The sequence below is a fragment of the Arthrobacter sp. 01L42 genome (assembly GCF_056400005.1).
In genome coordinates, this window is record NZ_JBFTSL010000005.1 from 89,194 (window position 1) to 115,447 (window position 26,254).

Consider the following 26,254-nt stretch of genomic DNA (forward strand, 5'->3'; position numbering starts at 1 on the left):
GACGCCAGACCGGTCAGGGGAGCGCGGCCGCGGGATTATCGCCATGTGTTTTCAGGAAGTCGGCGACCGTCGCCGCCAGTGACGCGCCCGCCTCGTCGGCACTGCGCTTCGCGCCGGCAACGGCAAAGGAGTGGTCCCCGCCCTCGCGCCACTCCACGGTCGCGGACGGCCCGATTTTGGCCGCCACGGCCTCCAGCAGTTCCGGGGTGGCGAACGTGTCCCGCGTGCCCTGCAGGAACAGCATCGGCAGCGTCAGCCCGTAGAGGTGCTCGTCGCGGAGATTTTCCGGTTTCCCCGGCGGGTGCAGCGGGTAGCCCAGATAGACCAACCCGGCGGCAGGCATGCCTTCCGCGACGGCCATTGAGGCCATGCGTCCGCCGAACGATTTCCCGGCGGCCCACAGCGGCCGGCCCGCGGAACGGGACGCGGCGGCGGCCATGGCAGCCCGCCAGGTGGCGATGGCAGCCGGCGGCCGGTCCGGGAATTTTCGTCCTGCCTCGCGGTAGGGGAAGTTGAAGCGCAGGGTGGCGACGCCGAGTTCGTTCAGGGCGCGGGTGAAGCCCACAAGGAACGGATGGTCCATTCCCGCCCCGGCGCCGTGGGCAACAACCAGGGTTGCGAAGGAGTCCTCGGGGCCGGCAAAGACGCCCGACACTGCGGCGTCGCCGACTTCAAGGGTGATCGGGAACTCGGGCGTTGTCATGTGTCCATCATGCCGGGTGGACAGCTGTTCCGCTCTTCAACTGTCCACGCCGCCGGGGTAGGTTGTCCCCATGGCCAAGGAAGAAGTCCACCTCACCGTCAGCGGTCCGCACGGCGACCGGGAGTTGCGGGTGTCCAGCCCGGCGAGAGTTCTCTGGCCCGGCCCGGGACTGACCAAGCTGGACCTGGCCCGGTACCTGGTGGACGTCGGGGACGCCTTCCTGGCCGCGAACGGGGACCGGCCGGTAACGCTCCAGCGGTTCAAGGACACGGTGGACGGCGAGCAATTCTTCTCCAAGAACCCTCCCAAGGGTGCCCCGGACTTCATCCGCGCGGTCGACGTCGTCTATCCAAGCGGACGTACGCATCCCCAGCTGGTCATTGACGAAATCGCCGCCGCGGTGTGGGCGGTGCAGATGAATACGGTGGTCTTCCACCCCTGGGCCTCCCGGGCCGGCAAACCGGATTATCCGGACGAGTTGCGGATCGACCTCGACCCGCAGCCCGGTACCGGGTTCGTCGATGCCGTTCCGGTTGCACGGGAGTTGCGGCGCGTACTCGCGGAGGCCGGGCTGGAGGCCTTCATCAAGACCTCGGGGAACCGGGGGCTTCACGTCTTTGCCCCGATCGAGCCGACCCGGGAGTTCCTGGACGTGCGTCACGCCGTCATCGCGGCAGCCCGCGAACTCGAGCGTCGGATGCCCGCGCAGGTCACCACCGCGTGGTGGAAAGAGGAACGCGGCGCCCGCATCTTCGTCGACTTCAACCAGGCGAACCGCGACCGTACGATCGCGGGGGCCTACAGCCCGCGCGCACTCGCCAACGCGACGGTGTCGTGCCCGATCCGCTGGGAAGAGCTCGGGACCGTCGACCCGGCTGACTTCACGATCGCCACCGTTCCGGAGCGGCTCAAAGTTTCCGGCGATCCGTGGGAGGGCATGCATGCAGGCGGCGCCGGCTCCGTCGATCTTTTGCTGGAATGGTGGAACAGGGACCTCGAAGCCGGGCTGGGGGAGCTGCCGTTCCCGCCGGACTTCCCGAAGATGCCGGGGGAACCGCCGCGGGTGCAGCCGAGCCGGGCGCGCAACAGCGGCTGAGGCTGCCCGCGCGGACGGGCAACACCCGCCGGCCCATCCGTGGCCGCTCCTGCATCGAATTACCGGCATGAGCAAGTCGGAGAAGAAGAACCTGCGGTATTGCGACTACTACTGCTTCATGTCGCTGAAGGACTTCGCGGCCTGGGTCGACGCCGACGACGACCGGGAACCCGCCATGTCCTACGCCGGGACCCCTACCAGGTAAGTTCCTGGGCCTTTATTACGTAGTGGCCGTCCCGCTCGGTGAACGTGGCCCGGTACCCGCGTTTGACCCCGTTAACCACCATCTGGCAATCCGTATGCGTGTTGACTTTGATATCCGGGAAGTTCTTGCACTCCACTTCGGAAATCGTGACACCAGGGTCCGTGGGTTTGGCGCGGGCCTTGATCCGCTCGGCCAGAACCTTGCCGCTGGTTTGCGGATCGAAGACCACCACCGACGGCGGGGCTGTCGCCGTCACCGTGGTTGTGGGGCCCGGTATGGCCGGGGGAGCGCCGCAACCCGTCATCAGGAGCGCCGCGCCCAGGCTTGCTGCACATGCAGTTCTGAATAAGTTCATCGTCGATCAAGTCCGTCCGACGCCCGACCACAGGGCTGCCCGAGACCCAGGCTGCCAGACCCAACGATGCCCGGACGGGCTTGGGGAATCCTTGGCCCTGCGGCCGCGGTGCTAGCGGTGGGAACGGACAGTGCGAAGAATGCCGCGGATCGAAACGCCAACGGCGCACACCAGAGGGGCCAGCGCCACCAGAAGGACGACGGTGTTGGGCCGGAACGTCATGCGGCCGGAGGAGCCCTTGGCGTAGACGCCCAGGGGCAAGACGAAGCCGCCGCCCCCGCCTCCACTTCCGCCGCTGCCGGGCTGGGCGTCTTCCGGGCTGCTGCCTCCGCCGAAGCCGAAGGACACCACCGCTACCGGGACGATCTCTTCTCCTGCGATGTTCACGGCGGGCCCGTAGGCCCGGGACACACCGACATTCTTGAACGTGTCCACGAGGGACGAGAAAGACTCAGACATGGGACACACCATAGGCAACAGCACCCCCACGCGCCAGAGGCGTCCGCCGCTGATGCTTTGGGCAGGCGTGGTGTGCAGGGAAGACGGGAGGGGGCGGGGAAAGGAATCGGAACCAAAGCTCTGGTTGCCGGGCGTGTCATGCCCTTAGATTTGGAACTGGCGGGCTCAGCCCGCAGCACCGGAGACGAGGCACTGGAATTGAGGCACTGGACATGACGGCATCCACGAATGCGGCTTCACGGCTGGCTGACGCGCTGGCGATCATCCTTGGCACCGACGGCATCCCCCTGCGGCTGAAGGCCTGGGACGGCTCGGAAGCGGGACCGGAAGACGCTCCAGTCGTCGTTTTCCGGTCCCGGCGGGCACTTCGACGGATGCTGTGGTCCCCGGGGCAGCTTGGACTGAGCCGCGCCTACGTGGCCGGCGATATCGAGGCACCCGGCGACATCTTCGCCGCCTTCGCGGCCATCAGTGCGGCGGGAAAGTTCGCCGAGCCCGGCCCGTTCCGGCCGCCGACGCCCGGCGAGGTGTTCGCGCTGGTCAAAACAGCCGTCCGGCTCGGCGCGCTCGGAACGAACCCGGCGCCGCCGCCGGAGGAAGCGCGCGTGAGCCGGCACGGCCGGCGGCATTCCAAGGGGCGCGATGCCGCGGCCATTTCCCACCATTATGACGTCGGGAACGACTTTTACGCCCTCGTCCTGGGCCCTTCCATGGTGTACTCGTGCGCGGTCTGGGAGTCGGACGAGACCGGGCTAGACGCCGCCCAGAACGCCAAGCTCGATCTGGTCTGCCGCAAGTTGGGGCTCCAGCCGGGCATGCGGGTGCTGGATGTGGGATGCGGTTGGGGCAGCCTGGCGCTGCATGCCGCGCAACACTATGGGGCCGACGTCGTCGGGGTGACGCTCTCGGTCGAACAGGCGGCCCGGGCCCGCAAGCGGGCGGCCGACGCCGGACTCACGGACCGGGTGGACATCCGGGTGCAGGACTACCGCGACGTGGACGACGGGCCGTTCGACGCGATCAGCTCCATCGGCATGTCAGAGCACGTAGGGCGCGAGCAGATCCAGCACTATTCTTCCCTCTTGCAGGGCCTGCTCCGCCCGGGAGGACGGCTGCTCAACCACGCGATTTCCTGGAACGCCGGCGCGACCCCGCCGGACCCTGACTCCTTCATTCCCCGTTATGTATTCCCGGACGGCGAGATGCTCAGCCTCTCGGAGATGGTCGCGGCACTCGAATCGGCCGGCCTGGAGATCATGGACGTCGAGGCGTTGCGGCCCCACTATGCCCTGACGCTCAGGGCCTGGGTGCGGAACCTGGAGGAGCACTGGGACGAGGCCGTGCGCTTGGCCGGGCTGGGAAGGGCCCGGGTGTGGCGGCTCTACATGGCCGCGAGCGCACTCGGCTTCGAGGCTGGCATCACGGGCGTGAACCAGATCCTGGTCCAGCGCCCGGGCGGCGCGGAACCCCCATTGCGCCGTTCGGCCTGGATGTGAGGCCCGGTCCTGGACGTTCAGGCCGTGTGCCGAAGGCTGACCCGCGGACCGCACGAAGCTAGGCTGTCATCATGAGCAATACCGAAGTCGCGCCCCAGGAAATCCTCTGCGAAACGGACAGGACCTGCGCCGGCGTCGAACTCCTGGTTCCGCGGCAGGTCCCGCTGGGCGGCCCGCGCGCGATGGATGTGCGGCGCACCCTTCCGCAGCGCCAGCGCAGCCTCATTGGGGCGTGGTGCTTCCTGGACCACTACGGCCCGGACCAGGTCGGCGATTCCGGCGGCATGAAAGTCCCGCGCCACCCGCACACCGGTCTTCAAACCGTCAGCTGGCTGTTCACAGGCGAAATCGAGCACCGGGATTCGGCCGGCTTCCACGCAGCGGTGCGGCCCGGTGAAGTGAACCTCATGACCGCCGGCCGCGGCATCAGCCATTCGGAATTTTCCACCCCGGACACCACCGTCCTGCACGGGGCGCAGCTGTGGGTGGCGCTGCCGGACACGGCACGCCACATGGCGCCCACCTTTGAGCACTACCGTCCGGAGCCGGTCAGCGGAAACGGCTGGACCATGCGCGTCTTCCTGGGCGCACTCGCCGGGTCCGTCTCGCCCGTCACCACCCACACGCCCCTGCTCGGTGCCGAGCTCCTGCTCGAAGCGGGGACGGAGCTGACGCTCGCAACAGATGCGTCCTTCGAACACGGCCTGCTCGTGGACTCGGGCAACCTTGCCCTGGACGGGCAGCCGGTCCCGACGGACAACCTCGCGTACCTGCCCGTCGGCCACGGGTCCCTGACCCTGGTCGCGGGCAGCGAGGGAGCCCGCGTTCTCCTCATTGGCGGAGAGCCGCTGGGCGAAAAAATCGTGATGTGGTGGAACTTCGTCGGCCGCAGCCATGAGGAGATCGTCGCGTACAGGGACCAGTGGCAGTCCGAGATCGGCGCGGACGCCGGCACTGCGGACTCCGGCGCGGACGCCGGCACTGCGGACTCCAGCGCGGGCGCCGGCACTGAGGACTCCGGCGCGGACGCCGGCGGGCGAGCATCCGACCTGCGGTTCGGCCCGTTCCCGCCCGGCGGCCCCGCCGCTCTCCCTGCCCCGGCCCTGCCGAATGCCCGCATCCGGCCCCGCGGCTGACCTGTTCATTCCGGCAGGCCCATACTGGCAAGCCCAGCCAGCCCTGCACCCGTAAGCCCGACTGCCTGGCCAATCCGGCCCGCTCAAGGAGACCATATTGACCACGATCACCATCAGTAACAACCCGCAGCGCAGCCGTTTCGAAGTGCTCGACGCCGGCACCGTGATCGGCCAGGCCTCTTACGTGGACGACGTCGGGGCGGGCCAGCGGATTTTCTACCACACGGAGATCAACGAGGAATATGGCGGCCGCGGGCTGGCCGGGGTGCTGGCCGAGCAGGCACTCGATGAGACTATCGCCGCGGGCCTCACGATCGTTCCGGTGTGTCCCTACATCAAGAAGTACTTGGGCAAGCACCCGGGCTATGCGGCCCACGTGGTACCGCCGGCCCCGGCGCATCTGCGGTTCCTGAGCGCCTCGCTGGCCCAACGCGTCCGGCAGTAGCCGCTCCGGGACACACCTGCGCCTCTGGACTCACGTGTGTGCGATGAACCGCTCCACACGCCGGTCCGGGATGAGCCAGATCGCGGCGACCACCGAATAGGCGGCGATCCCCAAGAGCGGGTTCACCAGGCTGAGCCCCATCCCGGCGATGTAGAGCGCCGGCGATCCCTTGCCCTTCCAGTCCTGCCCCATGGCCCGGTCCAGCGCGCCGCCGCGTCCCTGCTGGCGGATCAGGGTTGTTTTCAGGATGTAGTAGGCAATGGCGGCGAACAGCAGGTCCAGCCCATAGACGAGGACGGGTACCTCCGCCAGGCCCGTGTCATTTATCCACCGGGTGGTGAAGGGGATGAGGGAGAGCCAGAACAGCAGATGCAGGTTTGCCCAGAGCACCCCACCGTTGATCCGCCCGGCCAGATGCAGCATGTGGTGGTGGTTGTTCCAGTAGATCCCGACATAGATGAAGCTCAGCAGGTAGCTGAGCAGCGTTGGAAGCTCGTGAAGCAGGGCCGGCCAGGTCGGTTCGGCGGGGACGTGAAGCTCCAGCACCATGATGGTGATGACGATCGCCAGCACGCCGTCGCTGAACGCCTCCAGCCGGTTCTTGTTCATGGGCCGCCTTTAGTCAGGGCATCGTGGCAGATGCAACGAGGAACTGCCGACGCCGTGACGTGCGGTTCGTAAGTAAGGGTACTAGTCCGGGGTCCCTGCTTCGAGTTCTTCCTCCGCCATTTCGAGGGCAAAGCCCAGCGCCTGGACGAGATTGGTGGTCGCCGCCACGATCCGGGGAGTGCCGACGATGGGTGCAACGGCGATCAGGATGCCCCGGACATCCTCCAAGGTGATGCCGACGTCTACGGCGGTACCGGCGTTGAACAGGTAGGAGGCGCCCGGGGCGTCGACTGCCGCGAGCGCCGCAATCCGGGCCAGCATCAGTTCGCGAGGCTCAAGGGTGGAGCGTTCGAGCGAAACGGCGGTGATGTCGGCGAGGACGGCGAGAACAGGTGCTTCTTCTTCGGCCATGGTTATGTCTCCATCTGGTTTCAGTGTTGTGCGCCGAGTGACGCGACGTGAGCGGATCGGCCCGACTCGTCATGAACGTAACCCGCCACGACCAGGGGTGGCATCACCCGAACCGCATGAATCGATTGGTCAGTGGCCCGGCTGCGGAACAGATGGCGTTTTGAGCCTGCGCTGCGGGATCCATCAGCGATGCGTTGACGATGGGCCGGTTCGGGGCCAGAATCGCAGTAGCTTGAGCCGAGACGCAGTGGCGCGCTCGGCGGGGACTGACCCAGGCAAGCAGTGCCGGTGGCGGTTCCGGACCTAACAGGGAGGTCGCCGATCATGGCCGAGACCAAAAAAGTCAAGCATCCGAGTGTCGAGGAGCGTGCTGCGAAGGGCAAGGGCCGCCGGGAAAAGACGCCCGTCTCCGCCCACACTGGGTGGAAACCCGCGTCCGATCGCCCGGATCCGGTCGCGCTGCTTGAGGAACAGAACCTCACCCGCGAACAAGACCTCGTGCCGGTGCGTCACGGCCGGATGCTGGTCTCACCGTTCACGTTCTACCGGGGCGCCGCCAAGATCATGGCAACCGATCTGAAAGACACTCCCCGGGCCGGCCTGGTGTCCCAACTGTGCGGGGACGCCCATCTTTCCAACTTTGGCGTCTTCGCCTCACCAGAGCGGACCCTGTTGTTCGATCTCAACGATTTCGACGAAACTCTGCCCGGCCCATTCGAGTACGACGTCAAACGCATGGCCGCGAGCTTCACCATCGCGGCGCGGAACAACGCGTTCACCAAGGAAGAAACGCACGACGCGACACTCACCGCCGTTCGTGCTTACCGCGAAGCGATGGCAGAGTTCGCACAGATGGGCACCCTGGACATCTGGTACGCCCGCCTGTCCGAGGAACAGCTGATGGAGACCATCGACCTGGCCGTCGCAACCCAGAAGGGCAAGGCCCTCAAGAAGACTGCCCAGGGCATGGAAAAAGCGGCAAAGGCGAACGTCGCGAAGGCCCACACCCGGGACAGCCTTCAGGCACTGTCCAAGCTCGGCGAGCGCGTGGACGGTAAGTACCAGATCGTCAGTCAGCCGCCGATCGTCATCCCCGTCCGGGAACTGGCAGATACGTACGGTATGTCAGGCGAGGAGGTTGAGAAGGCTGTTCGTGACCAGCTCCGGTCCTACCGGGCCACACTGCCGGATGACCGGCGACACCTTCTCGAGCAATTCGAAGTCATCGACGTCGCCCGCAAGGTCGTGGGCGTCGGCAGCGTCGGCACCCGGGCCTTCATCGTCCTGCTCCAAGGACGCGATCAACAGGACCCCTTGTTCCTCCAGGTCAAGGAGGCGACGAGGTCGGTGCTCGAGGACCACTTGCCGAAGAGCAAGTTCAAGCAGCCGGGCGAGCGCGTGGTGCAGGGCCAGCGGATGATGCAGGCCGCGAGTGACATCTTCCTGGGGTGGACCAAGGGGGTACAGGACAACCGGTACCTGTATTGGCGCCAACTGCGTGACATGAAGGGCTCAGCCGTTGTGGAAGGGATGAAGCCGCTCGGCATGACCTTCTATGCCGACGCCTGCGGCTGGACGCTGGCGCGGGCCCACGCCCGGTCCGGCGACCCCATCGCGATCGCGTCCTACCTCGGTAAGAGCGACAAGTTCGAACGCTCCATCAGCGATTTTTCCGAGCGGTACGCGGACCAGAACGAAAAGGACTACCAGGCCTTCGCCGACGCGGTTCGCTCCGGCCGTCTGGAAGCTACTGAGGGCCTCTGATTCCGGATGTTCAGCAGAAGGCGCCGCCGTGGGTGAACGGCTCGAAGGACGGCAGGTTTCGCTCTGGATCGCCACAACCGGTACCACCCGCTATCCCTCCCTGGACACGGATCTTGAGGTCGACGTCGCCGTCGTCGGGGGAGGGATCGCCGGCCTGACGGCGGCGCTGGCCCTCAAGCGCGCCGGCAGCACCGTCGCGGTCCTGGAGGCAGCGCGCATTGGCACCGGCGTCACTGGGCACACCACCGGAAAGGTCACCTCCCTGCACCGGCTGGCCTACACCGAACTCGCGGACCGGCACGGACCGGACGTCGCGGGCACGTACGGGCAGGCCAACCAGGCCGCCATCGAGCACATTGCGCGTGTCGTCGCGGAGGAGGGCATCGACTGCGACTTCCGCAGGGTATCCAATTACACCTACGCAGAATCCGACGACGCCCTCGCCCGGGTCCGCGGCGAGGCGGCCCTGGCCGGGCGGCTCGGCCTGCCAGCCGTCTTTACCTCCGAGGTGCCGCTGCCGTTCGGTGCCCGGGGCGCAGTCCGGTTCGACGGCCAGGCGCAACTTCACGCGGTCAAGTACCTCCAAGGCCTCGCCCGCGCCGTGGACGGGAGCGGAAGCCACGTACTGGAGGACTCGCGCGTCACCTCGGTCCAAGACGGGGTGCCCGCCGCCGTCGGGACCGGGAGCGGCACCGTCCGGGCGCGCGAGGTGATCATTGCCACCAACGTCCCCGTTGGCGACGCCGGCCTGTTTGCCGAGCGCTGCTACCTGCACCGTTCCTACGTCGTTGCCAGCCTGGCGCCCGCCGTGCCCCTGGAGGGGACCTTCATCAGCGTCGACGGGCCGATGCGCTCCATCCTGGCGATCGACATTGAGGGTTCCCGATTCGTTCTCACCGGCGGCGAGGGGCACCGTGCCGCCGAGGCCAGCGATGCCGCCGAGCGGTACCGCCGCCTCGCGGCTTTCTCCCGGGAACGCCTCGGCACCGGGGAGACCAGCTTCCGCTGGTCCACGCAGGACAACATGCCCGTCGACGGGTTGCCCTACGCCGGGACTTTGACTCCGACGGCGGCGCACCTTCATGTGATCACCGGCCTGCGCAAATGGGGCCTGACCAACGGCACCGCGGCCGCCCTGATCCTGGCCGACACCCTGTCGGGCCGTCACAACCCCTGGGCCGCGGTATTCGATACCAACCGCCCTTCCGCCGGCCAGGCCGGCGGGGTGCGGCAGCAACCGGACCAGCCGCCCCCACACCGGCTGCCGGATCAACCGGCCGTCGCCGGGCTGCGACCCGGCGAAGGCACCGTCGTGGAGATCGACGGCGAAATGACCGCCGTCTACGCTGGCGCTGCCGGGGGGATCCTCGCCGTCTCGGCCATCTGCACGCATCTGGGTTGCACGGTCGCGTTCAACGCGGACGATTCGACGTGGGACTGCCCCTGCCACGGCTCGCGGTTTTCCGCCGACGGCGCCGTCATCCAGGGCCCGGCGACGATGGACCTGGCGCCGAGACCCGCACCGCGTTAGGTTCCTGCCGGTGTTCCGGCCCGTATGGCGGGGGAGCCGGCGGCCGAAGCGCGGCTTGCCCGGAGCCGTTCCAGCTTGACCACGTCCCGCCCGAATGAAAAGGCCAGCAGCCCAAGCGCCGGCCCGAGCACCATGGCTCCCAGCGGCGGAGGCACCCCCGGCAACAGGGCGAACAGCAGGGCGGCCGGCTGGACGGCTCCGATGACCCTGCGGACGGTGCTGGACGGCAGCGGGTTCTTCAGGAACGGCCGGAACCGGGCCGCTGCGAGGAACGCGTAGTACATCAGGCCGATGCCCAGGGGCCACAGGCCCAACTTTCCCGCCGCCGCGCAGGACAGCACCAGGACCAGCGCGGCGTCCGTATCCGAATCCAGGCGTGAACCCTCGGCCGTGGCACAACCCGTGAACCGGGCCACCCGTCCGTCGACGGCATCGAGCAGGAATGCGGCCGCGCCCAGGACCACCACCAGAAGGCTTGGTCCGGTTCCGGCTCCGGCGATCAACCCCACCACCGTTTCGGCGGCACAGCAGGCCACGATGCCGGCCCTGCCGAGGGTGACGCGGTCCGCGGGGGTGGAAAAACGGGGTTTCCGCCGCAGAACGGAGCTGGCGGCCCGGGAGATCACCGCGGCCCCCGCCGCCAGGGCCAGGAGCCAGGGAACAGGATCCGTGAGGACCGCCGCGCCGAGCCAGGCCCACACCACGAGATAGGCGCCGACGGCGGTGCCGGCATCCGCCACGGCACGGCGGGCGGCTGCCGATCCCGGCCCGGTCTGCCCTGGCGCCGGGGAAGCGGTGCCCCTCGTCGGTTCTGCAGGCCGGATTCCAGGCACGTTTGCCGACCCCGTGCCTGTAGACGCCGTGTCCTCTTGTTTCGTGCCTTCTGCAAACGACTTCAGCCTGAACCACCCCGCCCACATGCTAGCAAGTCCGCGGCCCGGGGTTGGTCAATGCTTGGACTGGGTGCCCTGCCCGTTCGTCCGCCGTCCGGCCCGGACGAAACCGATGGCTGCCAGGACGGCTCCGGCGCCTTCAGCCACGGCGCTGACAGACTTTTCGAAGAACCAGATGGGCTCGTACATGGCCGGGAAAGGCCCGAACGCGGGAATATTCACATAACGGTATGCCACCACGGCCATGAAGGCGCTCAGCGCGACGACGAATGCGACGGCGAAGGCCGCCCTGCTGCCGCGCAGCAGCACGTACAACCCGGCCAGCACAGCGGCAGCTGATTCCAGCAGGAACAGGTTCCCTTGGCCGATTCCCGCGGAGTTGCCCGCCTGGTAGCCCGGGGCCAGGTGGATGTGGACGGCTGCGTCAATGAACAGGGCAACGGCCGTGAGGATTCGCAGTGTCATGCCGGCCGTATGGACCCGCACGGCCCGTCCGGGGCTCTGGGCGCTCATTTGACCACCAGCGTCCCGTGCATGCCCGGATGGTAGGTGCAGTGATACGCGTAGGATCCGGGCTTCGTCGGCGCGGTGAAGGTGGCAGTGCCGCCGCCCTTGACCTGGGCATCGAACGCTGAGCCTTCGTCAGCCGTGACCGTGTGCGCCGCGGCATCCATGTTGGTTACGGTGACCGCCGCGCCGGGGGCCACGGTGAGCGGGTCGCCGTAGGCGAAGTCCTTGATGGTGATGGTGGTGGCGGCGGCGGTGCCCGCCGTCGGGCCGGCCCCGTAGGCGGGGCCGGGTGGGGGCGCCGACGTCGACGCCGGCGATCCGCTGCCGCCGGCGCACCCGCCGGCGCCCAGCAAGATCAGGAGCAACCATAGCGATGACAGCTTCCGACGAGCATTCATTGCGCACCACCCCGAGCGGCTTGAGGAAACGAGCGGATGAACGTACTAGCTATATTGTGCGCCTGACCGGCACGAATGGAACCAGTCTGCGTCGAACGCCGGTCCGGGACAGCCCGGGGAGATAGCGTAGTCCCTGGCATGCATCCTGCAGCCGAGGGAGGAAAATGGCGTGAAGCGTAAGAAGCCCTGGTCCGCATCGCTCACGGTGCTGATTGCCTTTGCAGCGAACGTCCTTGTCGCGGCAGCCAAGACAGTGGCCGCTCTTGTCTCTGGCTCGGCGTCCATGACTGCCGAGGCGGCCCACTCCTGGGCCGATACCGGCAACCAGGTCTTCCTGCTCATCGCCGAACGGAAAGCCGCGCGGAAACGCGACAAAGCCCACCCCATGGGTTACGGGCGCGAGGCCTACGTATGGTCAATGATCGCCGCCTTTGGCTTGTTTACGGCCGGCGCGGTGGTGTCGGTGATGCACGGCATCCAGCAGCTGATCACCCCGGAACCGCCAGGTGACTATGGGATCGCCTACCTGGTGCTGGCCATCGCGTTCGTCCTTGAAGGCGTGTCCTTCATCCAGGCGTTCCGGCAAAACCGGAAGGCGGCGCGAGAGCTGGACCGGAACACCCTGGAGCAGGTCCTCAAGGGCTCCGACCCCACGCTGCGCGCCGTCTTCGCCGAGGATGGGGCAGCGCTTGTTGGCCTGCTCATCGCCTTCGCCGGGATATTCCTGCACCAGGTCACGGGGTCCTCCGTGCCGGACGCCGTGGGGTCCATTCTGGTGGGCATCCTCCTGGCCGTGGTTGCCGTCGTGCTGATCGACCGGAACCGGCGCTTCCTGGTGGGGCAAGCCGTGACCGGCGATATCGAGGGCACCATGGCCCGCCGCCTCCTCGAGCACCCAGCGATCGAACGCATCACGTACCTGCATCTCGAATACGTCGGCCCGCGCAAGCTTTACGTCGTGGCGGCCGTGGACATACAGGGGGACCTCCGGGAACACGACGTCGCCGTGGCCCTACGCCGCGTTGAACGCGAACTTGAGGACCACGAAACGGTGGAAGAGGCCGTCCTGACACTCGCCACCGCGGACGAGCCCTCGTTGGTCTTCCCCGCCGTTTGAGCACAACGCCGACCGCCGGGTCCGGTCCTTCGGCCGGCTCAGGTGCCGGCCGCCGTCGCGTCCATGCCGGCCGGTGGCTGCAGGCGGGCCCCGGAGGCCAGCAGCGCCTCGAGAACGGGGGACGGGCTGGGACTGGCCAGAAAGAAGCCCTGGCCCATGTCGCAGCCGAGCGAGCGCAGGAGATCCAGCTGCCCGGTGTGCTCGATGCCCTCGGCGATGACAGCCAGGTCCAGTTTCCGGGCTACTTCCAGAATGCCCTCGAGCATCGCCGCGGCCGGGGCGTCCCCAGGCAGCCCGGACAGGAAGGCACGGTCGATCTTGAGAATGTCCGCGGGCAGCGCAGCGAGCGTGCTGAGCGAGGAGAAGCCGGTCCCGAAGTCGTCGATTGCGATGCGGACGCCGAAGCTCTTCAGCCGGTTCAGGGCAGCGACCCCGCCGTCGGCGCTCGTGGCCAGGGCCGATTCGGTGACCTCGAGGATCACCTTGTCGGCCTGCGAGGCGGGGTGGGCCAGGATGCGCTCCAGGGCTGCCAGGTTCCGGTCACTCGATAGCTGAAGAGTGGAAAGATTGACCGAGACCCAGAAGTCTTCGGCAGTGCCGGGGGACCGGCGCCAGCCGGCGACGTGACGGCTTGCGGTGTCCAGGACCCAGCAGCCGATGGGCCCTATCTCGCCGGTTTCCTCGGCCAAGGGGATGAAGTCGGCCGGTCCCAGCCGGCCCAGGGTCGGGTGCTCCCAGCGGACCAGGGCCTCCACCCCGGCGATCTCGCCGGTGCCGAGATTCACGACGGGCTGGTAGTCGAGGCGCAACTGCCCGGCCTGCACGGCTGTGGCGAGGTCCGCCCGGAGAGCGGCCCGGTAGGTCATTTCGTCATATCCCCGGGCATCGAAGAGCTGGTAGCGGCCTTTGCCGCCGTGCTTGGCCATGTACATGGCGAAGTCCGCCTGCCGCATCAACTCGGCCGGATCTGCAGTGCCGGCGTTGCGCTGGGCGGCGCCCATGCTGACGGTTACCTTCAGCCGGACGTCATCGATGCAGAAAGGGTCCCGCAGTGTGTCCTGGATGCGCCGTGCGACGTCGTCTGTCGCCGTGCCGCCCTCATCCGTCACGACGATCGCGAATTCGTCGCCGCCCAGCCGGGCGACGAGGTCATGTCCGCGCACGCAGCCCCGCAGCCGTTGGGCCAGCTGGATGAGCAACGCGTCGCCGCCCTCATGGCCCAGCGAGTCGTTGACATCTTTGAAGTCGTCGACGTCGATGACGAGCAGGCCTTCACGCCCGTCGCAGACCTCGGCGCCAGCTGTTTCCGGGTTCTTTGCCCCGGGGTCGAACGCGGCGGTGAGGCGTTCGGTGAGGACTGCCCGGTTGGCCAGTCCCGTGAGCGGGTCGTGGGTGGCGCGGAAGGTCAGCTCCAGGTGGTTGTCGTGCACGGTTGCGGCCATGGAATTGAAGGCCTCGGCCAGCTGACCAAGTTCGTCATTGCGGACAACGCTGATCCGGTGGCTGTAATCACCGGACTGCAGCTTCACGACCCCGCGGTACAGACCCTCCACAGGGCGCATCAGGTACTTGGTCATCCGCCGGCGGAAAAAGAACACCCCGCCCGCGGCCAGGGCAAAGAGGGCCGTGCGGACGGTCGATACCATCTGCTGAAGCCCGGCCCCACGGGCGACGCCGTCGTCAAGCGCGTCGAGCGAAGCGCGACGGACGTCGGCGAGCAGGGCGCGGGCCTTGGCGCTGGATTCGGCGAACGCCGGCGCCTCCGCCACTCGGTTGCCGTGGAGAGTGGCCACCTGGCTTCCCCAGAGATTGTGCGCGGACAGTCCCTCCTGCCAGGCGGCCCGGGCCCCGCGGACTGTGGCCCGCATGCCGTACGCCTCCGGCAGGATCCGGGCGGTGGCATCGAACTGGGCGGAGAGGTCCTTTTGTTGCAGCAAAAAGGCGGCCGGATCTGCGGGTCCTGCGGACAACAGCTGGAGTCCGGCTTGTTCGTGGGTCTCGATGCCGGTCCGGAGCTCGGAGATGGCCTCCGACTCGACGCGGTGCTGTGCGGCGGCGTGCTGGATCTGGTCCGTGACAAAACGGACGCCGACCAGAGTTACCGCGGCCCCTGCGAGCAGGGCAAGGATCACCAGGATGAATGCCCTGGACCATTCGCGCTGCAGGCTCCCTGCGCGGGCGGGTTTGCCGGTGCGGGGGGTACGGGTGCCCGCCGGCCCTTCAAACGGCATGGCCGGCCCGTCGGATCGTTCGGGTCCACTGGCGTCGTTGGCGGCGGCCGACGGCGGCACAGCAGCAGGGTCAGCCAAGCTGCTGGTGGATTTACGCATGATCAGCCTCCGGCCGTGTGCCGGCAATCGCCGCATCGTCAAACAGGAGCGTAGCCGAACGTGCCCCGGCTGGTCATGTCCGGCCGCCTCCCGACACTATTGTGAAGCATGTGACAGAAGTGTATTCGACGGGTGGCCCGGCGGGTAGTGTCCGGTGCCGGAACCACACCTGCCGCGCTGAACGTCCCAGGACCGGCTGAGCCGGTCCTGCCGGGGGCTCTAGCTGAGGCAGTCTGCGCAGTAGGCGTGGCCGGCCTTCTCCTTGGCCAGCTGGGACCGGTGCCGCACCAGGAAACAGGAATAGCAGGTGAATTCGTCCTCCTTTTGCGGGATGACCGTGACGGTCAGTTCCTCGCCGGACAGGTCTGCCCCCGGCAGTTCCACGCCTTCGGAGGTATCCGCCTCGTCGAGTTCGCGGACAACGCTTCGCGCGTCAGGCGCATTCGCCGAACGGAGCGCCTCCAGGGAAGCGTTGCGGGATTCCGCGACGTCGGAGCGTACTTCGTCATAATCGGTTGCCACCTGGTGATACTCATTTCAGTTGCTGGGCGTGTGATTCGGAGTCTCTCCGGATCTACTTATCTCTGTATCTCCGGATCTCCGGGATTGAACCGTACAGCATGACGCCGTGTAAATGCTGGGGACCGGGGCAGTCGCGGCAGTGACGCTCATGACACCCGGAGGCGGACGCCCCCGACGCCGGCCTTCCTGCTTTGTTCGCCACTGGTCACCGGGGCGTCACGCGCCGTTAATTTGGGTGCCCTAGCCTGATTCTTTAGGCACCATCCACCTTGGGCACCATCCGCACCATCCGTCGGGAGGATTCACCATGGCCGATATTGCTGCAGTGCTGGGACGGCTCACGCAGGACGAACTCAATGAACTGCGGTCCCTGGGCCCCAGCGGGCACCTGACCCGGCGCCTGACCGACGCCATCGACCGCGCAGCCGGCGGCCCCGGAGCCGGGCGCGGCTACTACGTCCCCAACGGGAGCGTCAGTTCCACCGGCGGACCGCACGTGGTCCTGCGCAGCGACGTTTCGGGGTGGCTGTTCGGTCCTCCCCAACAGGCCTGACCGAACAGCGACGGGCATCCCTCCCACTGGACCCGCCAGGTTCCTTCCAGCACGGCCCCGGAAGGGCCATACTGGCCCAAAGAGAGGGGGCTGGATTGCGGATCCTGATGGTGGAGGATGAGCATGCCCTGGCGGAAACAGTCCGCCGCGGGCTGAAGAACGAGGGGTTCGTCGTCGACGTCGCCCACGACGGCGTGCGGGGACTCGCGGCGGCGCTGGAGAACGCGTACGATGCCATCCTGCTGGACCTCATGCTGCCGCGGATGAACGGCTACGACGTCTTGAAGGAATTGCGGCAACGCAAGGTGTGGACTCCGGTGTTGATGCTCACGGCCAAGGACGGCGAATACGACCAGACCGATGCCTTCGACCTGGGCGCTGATGACTACCTCACCAAGCCGTTCAGCTTCCTGGTGCTGGTGGCCCGGATCAGGGCGTTGATCCGGCGCGGAGCGCCCGCCAGGCCTGTCATCATGACACTTGGCACGCTGTCCCTGGACCCCGTCAGCCACAGTGTGCGCCGCGGCGACACCCTCATCAGCCTCACGGCCAGGGAGTACGGGCTCCTGCATTATCTGATGCGCCGGCATGACCAGATCGTTTCAAAGGCGGAAATCCTGCAAAACGTCTGGGATCCGGCTTTCGAGGGCGCGAACAATGTGGTGGAGGTGTACATCGGCTACCTTCGGCGCAAGATTGATGTCCCGTTCGGGATCCACAGCCTGACCACGGTGCGTGGCATGGGCTATCTGCTCAGCGCCGACCCGACCCCTGAACCCCGTGCCGCCGGGAGTTCCGAGGAGTGACGTCGGCCGGCTCCACAGGTTCCGGAAGGGGAAATGTGATCTCAAAGCGGCAGTGACCCGCCGGTCCGTCCGTCGGACGGATGCTCCCATGGTGGGCGGCCACAATTCCAGCCGCGATGGCCAGGCCCAGTCCGCTGCCGCCGCCTTCCCGGGAACGGCTGCCATCGAGCCGGACAAACCGTTCGAAGATCCGTTCCCGGTCCGCCTCCGGGATGGGGTCGCCGTCGTTGTCGACAGTGAGGATGACCCGGTCCGCGGCGGTGTGCAGGTCCACGGCGATCCGGGACAGGGCGTGACGGTCCGCGTTGTCCAGGACGTTCCGCAGGACCTGCGCCAGCCGCCGGGCGTCGCCGCGGATCCGGGTCGGAACGAGCTCGACCGAGATCTGGTGCCGGCTGGTGGACCGCAGCCGGCGGATTTCCTGGTCCAGCACGTCGTCAAGATCGACGTCCTTCTGCTCCACGCGCAGGCCGCCGTCGTTAGCTTTGGCCAGTGTCAGCAGGTCCTCCACGAGGAAGCTCATGCGGGCCGTCTCCTCGGAGAGGACATCCTTCATCTGAAGCCACATCGCCCCGGTCGGGTCCGCCGCCGCGATCTCGATCCCGGCCCTCAGCGTGGCCAGCGGGCTGCGCAGCTCGTGGCTGGCGTCCGAGACGAATCTGCGCTGTTCGGTGTCCGAGGCCTGCAGCCGGTCCAGCATGGTGTTCATGGTCAGCGCCAGGGCGTGGATTTCGTCGTTGGTGGGCGGGACGTCGACGCGCCCGTCCAGCCGCTCGGCCTTGATCCGGGCCACCTGGCCACGGATCCGCTCAACCTGGCGGAGGGAACGCCCCACCAGGAGCCATACGGCCACGGCCACGGTCCCGAGCAGCAGCGGCGTGGCTCCCAGCATGAACCACGCGACGGTGGAAATGGTGTCCGCCTGTATCTGTGATGCCTGGGCCACCACCACGGTATAGCTCAACGTGCCGGTCCGTGCTCCCACGGTGACGATGTGGTAGTCGTCGGTGTCCCCGATGCTTGGAAGGCTCGAGACGTCCTGGGCCATGGTCTGGCCCGGGCTGGGCCGCTGGGCTGACAGCGGGGCGTTGGCGACCTCGGGGTCCGAGCTGGCCAGGACGTACCCTTCGGCATCCAGCACCTGGACGAACTGGCCCGCATGCGCGGTGTCAATGATGTAGGCGCGGGCATCCTCGATGTCCATGTCCTCCATCTCGGCAACCACGTCCAGGGCCTTCTGCTGGGCTGCGGCGTCACTCGACCGCGCCAGGGACGCCTGCAGCAGGACCAGAAGGACGACACCGCCGAACAGCAGCGCCACGGCTACGACGCCGACGGCGACCGCCGTCGAGCGCTTCCGCACGCCCCATCGAATCTCGCCCGTGCCGGGGCCGGTGGGGGCCCGTTTGCCCAGTGCCATGCTCCAAGAATGCGTCAATGCGCGGTTCGGGACAACCACCGCGGCCGCATTGCCGACGCCGCCCGCCCCGGCCGGCACCCCCGGCGGTGGCCGGAGCGCTCCTGCATGCGCGCACGTCCCCAGGGAGAGGCTGCTCTCAGTCTCTTCTCAGCGGGATGGGGGAGAGTGGAAATAGGCCGCATAAGACCGGCCGCCGGCCGCCACGGGGCCGTTCGTCCACAGATTCCGGCCGCACGCTCTCCTCAACCAGTGTGCGGCCGGACACGGCACCCGGGCGAAGCGGCGCAGCAGGCGCCGACAACAGCCGCTACCGGTATTCCATGCCGATGAGCCGCGGGCCAGCGCCTCAAGGCCGGGGCGTCACCCGGAGCCAGAGGAACTGCCGAGCGTCCAGGACCAGTCCCGCGTCGAGGCACACGTGGGCGCCGGTCAGGACGTCGACGGCGCCGGCCGCGAAGCCGGAGAGCGTCAACGCCGTTACCTCCTCGGGGCCGTCGCTGAAGTTGGCCAGGGCGAGGATCAGCGTTCCATTTCCGGGACGCTGATACCCCAGGACTCCCGGGTTGTTCGTGGCGAACCCGACCAGCCGGGTCCCGGCCAGTTCCGGCGTCGCGGACCTTACGGACACCATCCGGCGCAGCCCGGCAAAGACCGCCCCGGCGGGGGTTTCCGGCTCCGCGCGCCGCGCGTACCCTGCGGCCGGGTAGTGCGGCCGGTGCACCCAGCGGCTGTCCGTTCCGTGGCCTTCCTCGGCGGCGTACCCGTAGTCGTTGAACTGGCCGACCTCGTCACCGAGATACAGCAGCGGGATGCCCCCGGTGCTGAAGGCCACCGAGTGGGCCAGCAGGATCCGGTCCACCGCCGCAGCGGTTCCGCCCTCGAGCCCGCAGAGCGACGCCGTTGTGCCGGAAATCCGGCAGTCGCCGGTGCGGGGGTTGTCCTGAAAAGGCACGCCGCGGGCGAAGCTGCCAGGGAAACGGTTGACGAAGAAGGAATTGAGGAACCGCCGGTGCTCGAAGGCATTGATGCCAAGCTCGGCAGCGTCCTCATCCGCAAACGTCCAGCCGATGTCGTCATGGCTGCGGACATAGTTCACCCACGCCGTGCCGTCCGGAATATTGTGGCGCCGCTCCAGGGCCTGGGTGAGCAGGGACACGTCGCGGGTGGCCAGCGCCTCCCAGGTCAGCGCCATCTGCAGGGGGTTGTAGGAGAGCTGGCACTCGGCGGGGTCAATGTAGCGGGCCACCTCGTCGGGGTGGACGATCGCCTCGGACTTGAACAGCAGCGACGGCGCCGCCAGCCGGCACACGGCGTTGAACGCCTGCAGCAGCGTGTGGGCTTCGGGAAGGTTCTCACAGGGCGTGTCGAGCTGCTTCCAAATGAAGGCGACGGCGTCCATCCGGAGAATGTCCACGCCCTGGTTGGCCAGGAACAGCATCTCGCCCGCCATGGCCCGGAACACGTCCGGGTTGGAGTAGTTCAGGTCCCACTGGAAGGTGTGGAACGTGGTCCAGACCCACCGTCCGTCCGGCAAATCCACAAATGAGCCGGGATGGTCGTCCGGGAAGATTTCGCGCACGGTTTGCTCGAACGCGTCCGGCATGGACCTGTCCGGGAAGATCCAGTAGTAGTCGCTGTAGGCCGGCTCGCCCGCGGCCGCCTTCCGGGCCCATTCGTGCTCGTCGGAGGTGTGGTTGAAGATGAAGTCGACCACGAGGCTGATGCCGTTCGCCCGCAGCTCGGCGGCGAGGTCACGCAGCTGCTCCATGGTGCCCAGCCCGGGATTGACGTCCCGGTAACTGGAAACGGCGTAGCCGCCGTCGGAGTGCGGTTCGGGGGCCAGGAACAGCGGCATCAGGTGCAGGTAGGTCAGGCCCAGTTCTTTGAAATAGGGGATCCGGGCGCGGACGCCTTCGAGGTCCCTGGCGTATCTGTCGACGTAGCAAACGCCGCCGAGCATGGTGTTGGACTGGAACCAGCCGCTGTTGTGTTCCCGTTCGGCGTCGAGGCCCTTGAGCGCGGCAGGCCTCTCGGCCCACGAGCGGGCAGACTGCATCACAAGGTCGGTGAGCTGCTCCAGCCAATCCGGCCGTGCGCCGTAGAGATCGTGGAACAGCCGGAACAAGGCCGGGAAATGACGGTCGAAGCGCTCTTCGAAGACGGCCCGGTCCGCGCCGTCCCACCCGATGCCCGTGCCCGCCGCTAAGGCCCGGAGCACATGCCGGCGGGCCTCGCTGTCGACGCCGTCGGCTAAGAGGGCGGGTTCAACCATGGAGCATCTCCTTTGACCAGTTTCAGTCCCCGACGGCGCGACGACCGTTCACATCCTTGCAGACGGACGCGCGGGTGCCCAGCACGGCAGCCGTGTCCGGCGGGGGAAGGCAGCCGACAGCCGATGCCGCCCATGGTGCTGCCGGGAAGGTCTATAGGCTGGCGTGATGACCGCCCTGACTGATCTCCTGCCCACGCTGCTGGGCGTCGGGCTCCTGATGCTGGTCACCGTGGGGTTGCTTGCGGTTTTCCGGATCCCGCACCGAACGGCGCCGGCGCTGGCCATCCTGCGCGGGGCTGTGCAACTCGCTGTCATCAGCCTCATACTGGGCACTGTCATCACCAGTCCGGTCTGGGTCGGCGCCGCACTTCTCGTGATGTTTTCGGTGGCCGCAGTGACGGCCGCGCGTCGCCTGGGGTGGAGTTGGGGCCGCCTGGCGGTAGTGGGCGGCTCGATGGCGGCCGGCATCCTGGTGACCCTGGCGATCGTTTTCGGCACGGGCGCGATAGCCCTGACGCCCCGCTACGCGCTGGCAATTGGGGGGATTGTGATCGGCAATGCTATGACCATCGCCACCCTGGCCGGCCGGCACTTTGCCGAGTCGGTGAATGAACGTTGGGATGAGGTTGAAGCGTGGCTGGCTTTGGGGGCGACCCGGCGTCAGTCGACGTTGGAGCTGGCCCGGCGCGCCGTCTATTCAGCCCTCATCCCTTCGACCGACCAGACTAAGACGACGGGACTCGTCACCCTGCCCGGGGCGTTTGTGGGTGCGATCTTCGGCGGCCTTTCACCCTTGGAAGCGGGCCGCTTCCAGATCGTCGTCCTCGCCTCGATCATGGCGGCAGGTTCCATGACCGCCGTGGCCCTGATCGGGATCATCGCGCCGGTGAGGGTGCGTCCGGTGCGTCCACGCTAGCGTCCGCGCCGTGGCCCGTCCTGACTACGCCGGCACCCGGATGACGAGGGGGTCCATCGCCTGGCCGTCGGCGTACTGGCCGTCGAACAGTTCCGAACCGGCCTGGGAGATGGCGACCTCGACGCGCTCCCAGACGAGAAACCCTTCCATGTTGCGGGGCGCGGCAGTGCGCAGGGTGCCGACATCCGAGCGCTCGGTCCCGCCGCCGTCGCCCGTGCTGATGGACAGGACCCCGTGTCCGGCCGCGAACTCGACCCATGGGTCCAGCAGCCGGACGAACATCATTCCGTGGTGACCGGCGACGCGGACATCGCCGCGGAACCGCAGCACCCCGGTGCCACTGGCGGGATCGTACTCGGAACCGGCGGGAGCGAAACAGAACTCTCCGGACGCCGTGACCGTGGCGCCGTCGGCCGCGGAAACAGCACCGTCCGGGAGTCCCGAAATGTAATCCATAAAGCTGCGCTTGATGCCCCAGGTCAGACCCGGCAGGGGCAGCGGGGCGGGGGAGGCGGACGTTGGTGTCACGTAGGTTCTCCTGGGCTGTCGGGCGGATCTACGTCCGAGCCTAGCCGCGGATCCGCGCCGGGCTGAACTGTTGCACCGCCGCCGCTTCATCCTGCGTATTTCTCTGACGGCGTAGGCCCGCCAGGACTACTCCCGGGACGGCGGTGGTTGACTTGGATGAGTACCGTTTAGCAGGAGGTGCACCGTGGCCGCGTCCATCAGCAGGGTATCCGGATCCGATGTGTCCGAAGACCCGCTGGATTCCTATTCCACAACGGTCATCCGCGTGGCCGAGGCTGTCATCCAGCACGTCGCCGCGCTCGAGATGACCGGCAACGGGCGCAACGGCAGGTTGAGGGTCGGTGCGGGGTCGGCCGTGCTGTTCACCACGGACGGATATCTGCTGACGAACGCCCACGTGGTGGGAGGCGCCCAGTCCGGCCACGCAGTCTTCGCCGACGGCACCAGCACGGCTGTTGACGTGGTGGGCGCCGACCCGCTCTCCGATCTTGCCGTGGTCCACGGCAGGGCACCCATCGCGGCACCGGCTGAACTCGGCGATGCCGAGTCCCTCCGGGTCGGCCAGCTGGTCATCGCCGTGGGCAATCCGCTCGGGCTCGCCGGCTCCGTCACCGCCGGGGTGGTCAGCGGGCTGGGCCGTTCGATCCCGGTCTGGTCCGGACGGAGCCGGCGCGTGATCGAGGACGTCATCCAGACCGACGCGGCCCTCAACCCCGGCAGCTCCGGCGGGGCGCTGGCAGACGCCCGCGGGCGGATCGTCGGCATCAATACGGCCGTGGCCGGTGTTGGGCTCGGCCTGGCCGTTCCCATCAACGCGACGTCCCGGCGGATCATCGCTTCGCTGCTCAAGGACGGCCGCGTCCGCCGGGCCTACCTGGGCCTGGTCAACACACCCATCCAGTTGCAGCCGAGCGCCGTCGTCCGGACGGGCCGCAGGGAGGGCCTGCTCGTGGTCGAAGTCCTCCCGGATTCCCCCGCCGAGCGGGCCGGGCTACGGGCCGGCGACATCCTCCTGAAGGTTGGACACATGTATGTGTCCAACGCCGAGAGCCTGCAGAAACTGCTGTTCGCCGAAGCGATCGGGGAGCCGCTGGACCTTGCCGTGCTCCGGGACGGCGCGGATCTGCGACTGGTGGCTGTGCCCGCCGAGATGACCGATAACCAGTAGGGAAACCCGGTCCGGACCCGCGGTTCAACGTGCTGGAATTTGGCCGCCGGGGGCCAATTCCTTGCCCGCCTAAACTACTTGGGTCCGCATGGCGGCGGCCCGCGGAATTACTTGGTTGGCGCCGCAATCACCTGCCCTCCGCTCCGCCCGCTTACTCAGCGGTACTGACCCCTGTACGCGTCTTTCTTTGGGCGAAAGATCGGGTAGCGGCATGCCTTGTTGCGCCCCGCCGGGCGTGTCACGGTGTCATTGGAAAGCCGGAGGGAACAGAGCCTCAGTACGGCCTGGTTTCAATGTTGATCCGGCTCTCCATAGACGATTGAGTTCGTTTTACCTGGGGAAATCGGAGAACATCGTGGATAGCCCAAAGGAAACAGCACCTTCCATTTCGGTCCGCCTCTTCGGATCATTCGAAGTGCGCCGGGACGGCGTGGCGCTCACCGCCGCCGACATGGGCGGATGCAAGCCCCGGCACATACTGGAAATCCTTCTCCTGAACCTTGGCACGCCCGTGTCCAAGACCCGCCTGATCGATCTTCTCTGGGGAGCAGGAGCCAGTGACGGCTCCGTAGCGACCCTCGAGAGCTATATCAGCGGTATCCGCCGTGCCATCCAGCCGGGGCAGACTAAGACCGGCCCGCTCCGCACGGCCAACAGCGGCTACGTGCTGGACCCTACGCTCGTGGACCTCGATCTGTTCCGGTTCCGTGACCTGGTCCGCGACGCGGGTGAGCTGCCTCCGGCGGAGGCCTACCCCCTGATGCTCGAGGCCCTGGAGATTTCCGCCGAGCCGCTGCTCGGGTTCGAACTTGCCTCCGATTGGGCCGAAGAGGCGCGCGCACGTCATACAGCCGAAAAGGTGGCGCTGCAGATCCTCGCGGCAGAAACGGCGGCTCTGCTGGACAAACCAGACGATGCCGTCAACCTGGTCCAGGCTGCCATTCGCGCGGAGCCCCTGAACGAGCGGGCCTGGACGGTGCTGGTGACGGCCTATGAACAGGCAGGCCTGCCGGCGGAGGGCCTCTCGGCCTATGACCGCTGCCGGCGGCTCTTCGACCGCGACCTTGGCTGCAGCCCCGGTCCGGCCCTCCAGGAAGCTCATCTGCGGCTCCTGCGGCAGCGTGCGGAAAGCAACTCCGAACTCTCCGAGGTACTGGCGGCGCTGCTCTATCTGGGCGAGCGGTTGAACGGGCCCAAGAGCCGGCAGCTGCCGGCGGCCGAGTCCCGGCGCATGCATGAGAACGCCGGGCGGGTGCTTGATTCCTTCCTCCAGCGCGTCCGGGCCGCGGTCTGACCCCCGCGGGGCCGCCACCGGTGGACCGGCGGCGCCCAATTGATGACCGGGATGGCCGCCAACCGGACGCGGGCGTTAGCTTCGTCACGTGGCCGGGATTCTCGGGGAATTCCGCCGCGCCGGGCCCCATACTGGGAATATCCCCGGCGGGCAGTCCCACCGCCAGGTGTGAGGAGGGCCCATGGAAACCTTGAAGAAAGTCGTCACGAACGAGTACTTCCCCGCAACCGCTGTGCTGTCCGGAGTCATCCTGTTCTGGGTCCTGGGCCTCTTCGGCGGATTGTCCCTCCTGAGCACCCGCCAAAGCCCGGTGACCACCCTGACGTGGATGATGTTCGTCTACGCCGCAGCGGTGCTCTCGCCCCTGGCCGGGCTTGTCGCCGCCATCGACCTCGTGCGCCGGTGGCTGCGGAACCGGCAGGCGGCCACGGCGGAATCCGCCTAGTCCGCCCCGCCTGGTCCGCCCCGGCGCCCGGCCGGCGCCATGCCGTTGCCGGCGTCGTCTGTTAACCGAAGCGCGACTGTTACTCGAAGCGCGCCGGATCACCCATGCCGCGCCGGACGATTTCCGCGACGCCGCTGGAGTAGTCGATCACCGTGGTTGGCTCGGCACCACAGTCGCCGGAATCGATCACGGCGTCCACCACGTGGTCCAGGCGTTCCTTGATCTCCCACCCCTGAGTGAGTGGCTCTTCCTCATCGGGAAGCAGCAAAGTGCTCGACAGCAGCGGCTCGCCGAGCTCAGCGAGCAGTGCCTGCACGACGTGGTTGTCCGGGATGCGCACGCCAACAGTCTTTTTCTTCGGGTGCAGCAGCCGTTTCGGGACCTCCCTGGTCGCCGGCAGGATGAAGGTATAGCTGCCCGGCGTGACGGCCTTGATGCTGCGGAACACATCGTTGTCGATCTGGACGAACTGGCCCAACTGGGCGAAGTCCTTGCAGACGAGGGTGAAATGATGTTTGCCGTCCAACTGCCGGATGGTCCGGATCCGGTCCAGGGCCTCCCGGTTACCCAGCTGAGCGCCCAGCGCATAGCAGGAATCCGTGGGGTAAGCGATCAGGCCGCCTGAGCGCACGATGTCCACCGCCTGGAGGATCGAACGGTGCTGGGGGTTCTCGGGGTGCACATCGAAGTATCTCGCCATGCCAAGAGCATACGCCCGGCGGCCGCCCGGACGGCCACTGCGGAGCCCGTCAGCCGACCCGAACGCCCCGCGGCGGGCAGGGCCGGCCGCTGCTTGTGCACAGACAGTTCTGTCTGATACCTTCGTTCCCGATGTAGACAAACCTGTCTACACCCCACTCATGCAGCTTTGC

At 67.5% G+C, this 26,254-nt stretch carries 28 protein-coding genes; 14 read left to right on the top strand and 14 right to left on the bottom strand.

What is annotated here, in order from left to right; all coding sequences use genetic code 11:
• Positions 1-13: 13 nt before the first annotated feature.
• The gene (locus AC1DN2_RS05765; RefSeq protein WP_476849562.1) at positions 14-703 is read right to left on the bottom strand and encodes an alpha/beta hydrolase family protein; all 690 of its coding nucleotides are present in this window, start codon (positions 701-703) and stop codon (positions 14-16) included.
• Between the two features lie 70 nt (positions 704-773).
• Between AC1DN2_RS05765 and ligD the strand changes: the two genes are divergently transcribed.
• Positions 774-1,799, top strand: coding sequence for a non-homologous end-joining DNA ligase (gene ligD / locus AC1DN2_RS05770; protein ID WP_476849563.1), 1,026 nt, complete (start codon positions 774-776; stop codon positions 1,797-1,799).
• 67 nt (positions 1,800-1,866) lie between these two features.
• Positions 1,867-2,004 (top strand): hypothetical protein, encoded by a 138-nt coding sequence (locus tag AC1DN2_RS05775; RefSeq protein WP_164468558.1) that lies wholly within the window; start codon positions 1,867-1,869, stop codon positions 2,002-2,004.
• On the opposite strand, the gene AC1DN2_RS05780 is transcribed toward AC1DN2_RS05775, so the two are convergent.
• Positions 1,994-2,260 (bottom strand): hypothetical protein, encoded by a 267-nt coding sequence (locus tag AC1DN2_RS05780; protein ID WP_476849564.1) that lies wholly within the window; start codon positions 2,258-2,260, stop codon positions 1,994-1,996. The two genes, AC1DN2_RS05775 and AC1DN2_RS05780, sit on opposite strands and share 11 nt — an antisense overlap.
• A 210-nt stretch (positions 2,261-2,470) precedes the next feature.
• The gene (locus AC1DN2_RS05785) at positions 2,471-2,818 is read right to left on the bottom strand and encodes a hypothetical protein (protein ID WP_043436051.1); all 348 of its coding nucleotides are present in this window, start codon (positions 2,816-2,818) and stop codon (positions 2,471-2,473) included.
• 212 nt (positions 2,819-3,030) lie between these two features.
• Here AC1DN2_RS05785 and AC1DN2_RS05790 point away from each other — a divergent pair, with 212 nt between their 5' ends.
• From AC1DN2_RS05790 to AC1DN2_RS05800, 3 genes are all read left to right on the top strand, one after another.
• Positions 3,031-4,314, top strand: coding sequence for a class I SAM-dependent methyltransferase (locus AC1DN2_RS05790; RefSeq protein WP_476849565.1), 1,284 nt, complete (start codon positions 3,031-3,033; stop codon positions 4,312-4,314).
• A gap of 71 nt (positions 4,315-4,385) precedes the next feature.
• Entirely contained in the window at positions 4,386-5,450 is a 1,065-nt protein-coding gene (locus AC1DN2_RS05795; protein ID WP_476849566.1) for a pirin family protein, read from the top strand.
• Positions 5,451-5,547: 97 nt separating this feature from the next.
• Positions 5,548-5,895 carry a GNAT family N-acetyltransferase gene (locus AC1DN2_RS05800; protein ID WP_476849567.1) on the top strand — a complete coding sequence of 116 codons (348 nt, stop codon included), beginning with the start codon at positions 5,548-5,550 and terminating at the stop codon, positions 5,893-5,895.
• Between the two features lie 30 nt (positions 5,896-5,925).
• Here the strand turns inward: AC1DN2_RS05800 and AC1DN2_RS05805 are convergent, their stop codons facing one another.
• Both AC1DN2_RS05805 and AC1DN2_RS05810 read right to left on the bottom strand, forming a co-directional pair.
• Positions 5,926-6,504 carry a TMEM175 family protein gene (locus tag AC1DN2_RS05805; protein WP_028276784.1) on the bottom strand — a complete coding sequence of 193 codons (579 nt, stop codon included), beginning with the start codon at positions 6,502-6,504 and terminating at the stop codon, positions 5,926-5,928.
• A gap of 81 nt (positions 6,505-6,585) precedes the next feature.
• Positions 6,586-6,915 (bottom strand): carboxymuconolactone decarboxylase, encoded by a 330-nt coding sequence (locus AC1DN2_RS05810; protein ID WP_476849568.1) that lies wholly within the window; start codon positions 6,913-6,915, stop codon positions 6,586-6,588.
• Between the two features lie 324 nt (positions 6,916-7,239).
• On the opposite strand from AC1DN2_RS05810, the gene AC1DN2_RS05815 reads away from it, so the two are divergent.
• On the top strand, positions 7,240-8,679 hold the full coding sequence (locus AC1DN2_RS05815) for a DUF2252 domain-containing protein (protein ID WP_476849569.1): 1,440 nt from the start codon (positions 7,240-7,242) through the stop codon (positions 8,677-8,679).
• 28 nt (positions 8,680-8,707) lie between these two features.
• Positions 8,708-10,210 carry an FAD-dependent oxidoreductase gene (locus AC1DN2_RS05820; RefSeq protein WP_476849570.1) on the top strand — a complete coding sequence of 501 codons (1,503 nt, stop codon included), beginning with the start codon at positions 8,708-8,710 and terminating at the stop codon, positions 10,208-10,210.
• Here the strand turns inward: AC1DN2_RS05820 and AC1DN2_RS05825 are convergent.
• The 3 genes from AC1DN2_RS05825 to AC1DN2_RS05835 form a co-directional block, all read right to left on the bottom strand.
• Entirely contained in the window at positions 10,207-11,043 is an 837-nt protein-coding gene (locus AC1DN2_RS05825) for a CDP-alcohol phosphatidyltransferase family protein (protein ID WP_476849571.1), read from the bottom strand. The two genes, AC1DN2_RS05820 and AC1DN2_RS05825, sit on opposite strands and share 4 nt — an antisense overlap.
• 114 nt (positions 11,044-11,157) lie before the next feature.
• Positions 11,158-11,568 carry a hypothetical protein gene (locus AC1DN2_RS05830; protein WP_476849572.1) on the bottom strand — a complete coding sequence of 137 codons (411 nt, stop codon included), beginning with the start codon at positions 11,566-11,568 and terminating at the stop codon, positions 11,158-11,160.
• A 44-nt stretch (positions 11,569-11,612) separates the two neighbouring features.
• The gene (locus AC1DN2_RS05835) at positions 11,613-11,978 is read right to left on the bottom strand and encodes a cupredoxin domain-containing protein (RefSeq protein ID WP_476849573.1); all 366 of its coding nucleotides are present in this window, start codon (positions 11,976-11,978) and stop codon (positions 11,613-11,615) included.
• Positions 11,979-12,180: 202 nt separating this feature from the next.
• Between AC1DN2_RS05835 and AC1DN2_RS05840 the strand changes: the two genes are divergently transcribed.
• On the top strand, positions 12,181-13,128 hold the full coding sequence (locus tag AC1DN2_RS05840; protein WP_476849574.1) for a cation diffusion facilitator family transporter: 948 nt from the start codon (positions 12,181-12,183) through the stop codon (positions 13,126-13,128).
• Between the two features lie 38 nt (positions 13,129-13,166).
• On the opposite strand, the gene AC1DN2_RS05845 is transcribed toward AC1DN2_RS05840, so the two are convergent.
• Complete coding sequence (locus tag AC1DN2_RS05845) at positions 13,167-15,458, bottom strand: putative bifunctional diguanylate cyclase/phosphodiesterase (protein ID WP_476849575.1); 2,292 nt, start codon at positions 15,456-15,458, stop codon at positions 13,167-13,169.
• A gap of 219 nt (positions 15,459-15,677) precedes the next feature.
• Complete coding sequence (locus AC1DN2_RS05850; protein WP_028276793.1) at positions 15,678-15,980, bottom strand: DUF4193 domain-containing protein; 303 nt, start codon at positions 15,978-15,980, stop codon at positions 15,678-15,680.
• 307 nt (positions 15,981-16,287) lie between these two features.
• Between AC1DN2_RS05850 and AC1DN2_RS05855 the strand changes: the two genes are divergently transcribed.
• Both AC1DN2_RS05855 and AC1DN2_RS05860 read left to right on the top strand, forming a co-directional pair.
• Positions 16,288-16,533, top strand: a complete 246-nt coding sequence (locus tag AC1DN2_RS05855; RefSeq protein ID WP_230008878.1) for a hypothetical protein — start codon at positions 16,288-16,290, stop codon at positions 16,531-16,533.
• 95 nt (positions 16,534-16,628) lie between these two features.
• Complete coding sequence (locus tag AC1DN2_RS05860; RefSeq protein WP_230008877.1) at positions 16,629-17,339, top strand: response regulator transcription factor; 711 nt, start codon at positions 16,629-16,631, stop codon at positions 17,337-17,339.
• Here the strand turns inward: AC1DN2_RS05860 and AC1DN2_RS05865 are convergent.
• The gene (locus tag AC1DN2_RS05865; protein ID WP_476849576.1) at positions 17,287-18,759 is read right to left on the bottom strand and encodes a sensor histidine kinase; all 1,473 of its coding nucleotides are present in this window, start codon (positions 18,757-18,759) and stop codon (positions 17,287-17,289) included. The two genes, AC1DN2_RS05860 and AC1DN2_RS05865, sit on opposite strands and share 53 nt — an antisense overlap.
• Before the next feature lie 346 nt (positions 18,760-19,105).
• Positions 19,106-21,031 carry an alpha-amylase family protein gene (locus AC1DN2_RS05870; protein WP_476849577.1) on the bottom strand — a complete coding sequence of 642 codons (1,926 nt, stop codon included), beginning with the start codon at positions 21,029-21,031 and terminating at the stop codon, positions 19,106-19,108.
• Between the two features lie 166 nt (positions 21,032-21,197).
• Here AC1DN2_RS05870 and AC1DN2_RS05875 point away from each other — a divergent pair, with 166 nt between their 5' ends.
• Entirely contained in the window at positions 21,198-21,947 is a 750-nt protein-coding gene (locus AC1DN2_RS05875) for an ABC transporter permease (RefSeq protein WP_459384844.1), read from the top strand.
• Positions 21,948-21,971: 24 nt separating this feature from the next.
• Here AC1DN2_RS05875 and AC1DN2_RS05880 read toward each other — a convergent pair whose 3' ends face one another.
• Positions 21,972-22,475: an HtaA domain-containing protein gene (locus AC1DN2_RS05880; RefSeq protein WP_476849578.1), complete on the bottom strand. Its 504-nt coding sequence runs from the start codon at positions 22,473-22,475 to the stop codon at positions 21,972-21,974.
• A gap of 184 nt (positions 22,476-22,659) precedes the next feature.
• Here AC1DN2_RS05880 and AC1DN2_RS05885 point away from each other — a divergent pair, with 184 nt between their 5' ends.
• The 3 genes from AC1DN2_RS05885 (at position 22,660) to AC1DN2_RS05895 (ending at position 25,382) form a co-directional block, all read left to right on the top strand.
• Entirely contained in the window at positions 22,660-23,643 is a 984-nt protein-coding gene (locus AC1DN2_RS05885; protein ID WP_476849579.1) for a S1C family serine protease, read from the top strand.
• A 355-nt stretch (positions 23,644-23,998) separates the two neighbouring features.
• A complete protein-coding gene (locus tag AC1DN2_RS05890; RefSeq protein WP_476849580.1) occupies positions 23,999-24,937 on the top strand; it encodes an AfsR/SARP family transcriptional regulator in 939 nt (312 codons plus the stop codon).
• Positions 24,938-25,118: 181 nt separating this feature from the next.
• Positions 25,119-25,382, top strand: a complete 264-nt coding sequence (locus tag AC1DN2_RS05895) for a hypothetical protein (RefSeq protein WP_476849581.1) — start codon at positions 25,119-25,121, stop codon at positions 25,380-25,382.
• Positions 25,383-25,461: 79 nt separating this feature from the next.
• On the opposite strand, the gene AC1DN2_RS05900 is transcribed toward AC1DN2_RS05895, so the two are convergent.
• Entirely contained in the window at positions 25,462-26,082 is a 621-nt protein-coding gene (locus AC1DN2_RS05900; protein ID WP_476849582.1) for an L-threonylcarbamoyladenylate synthase, read from the bottom strand.
• Between the last annotated feature and the right edge of the window lie 172 nt (positions 26,083-26,254).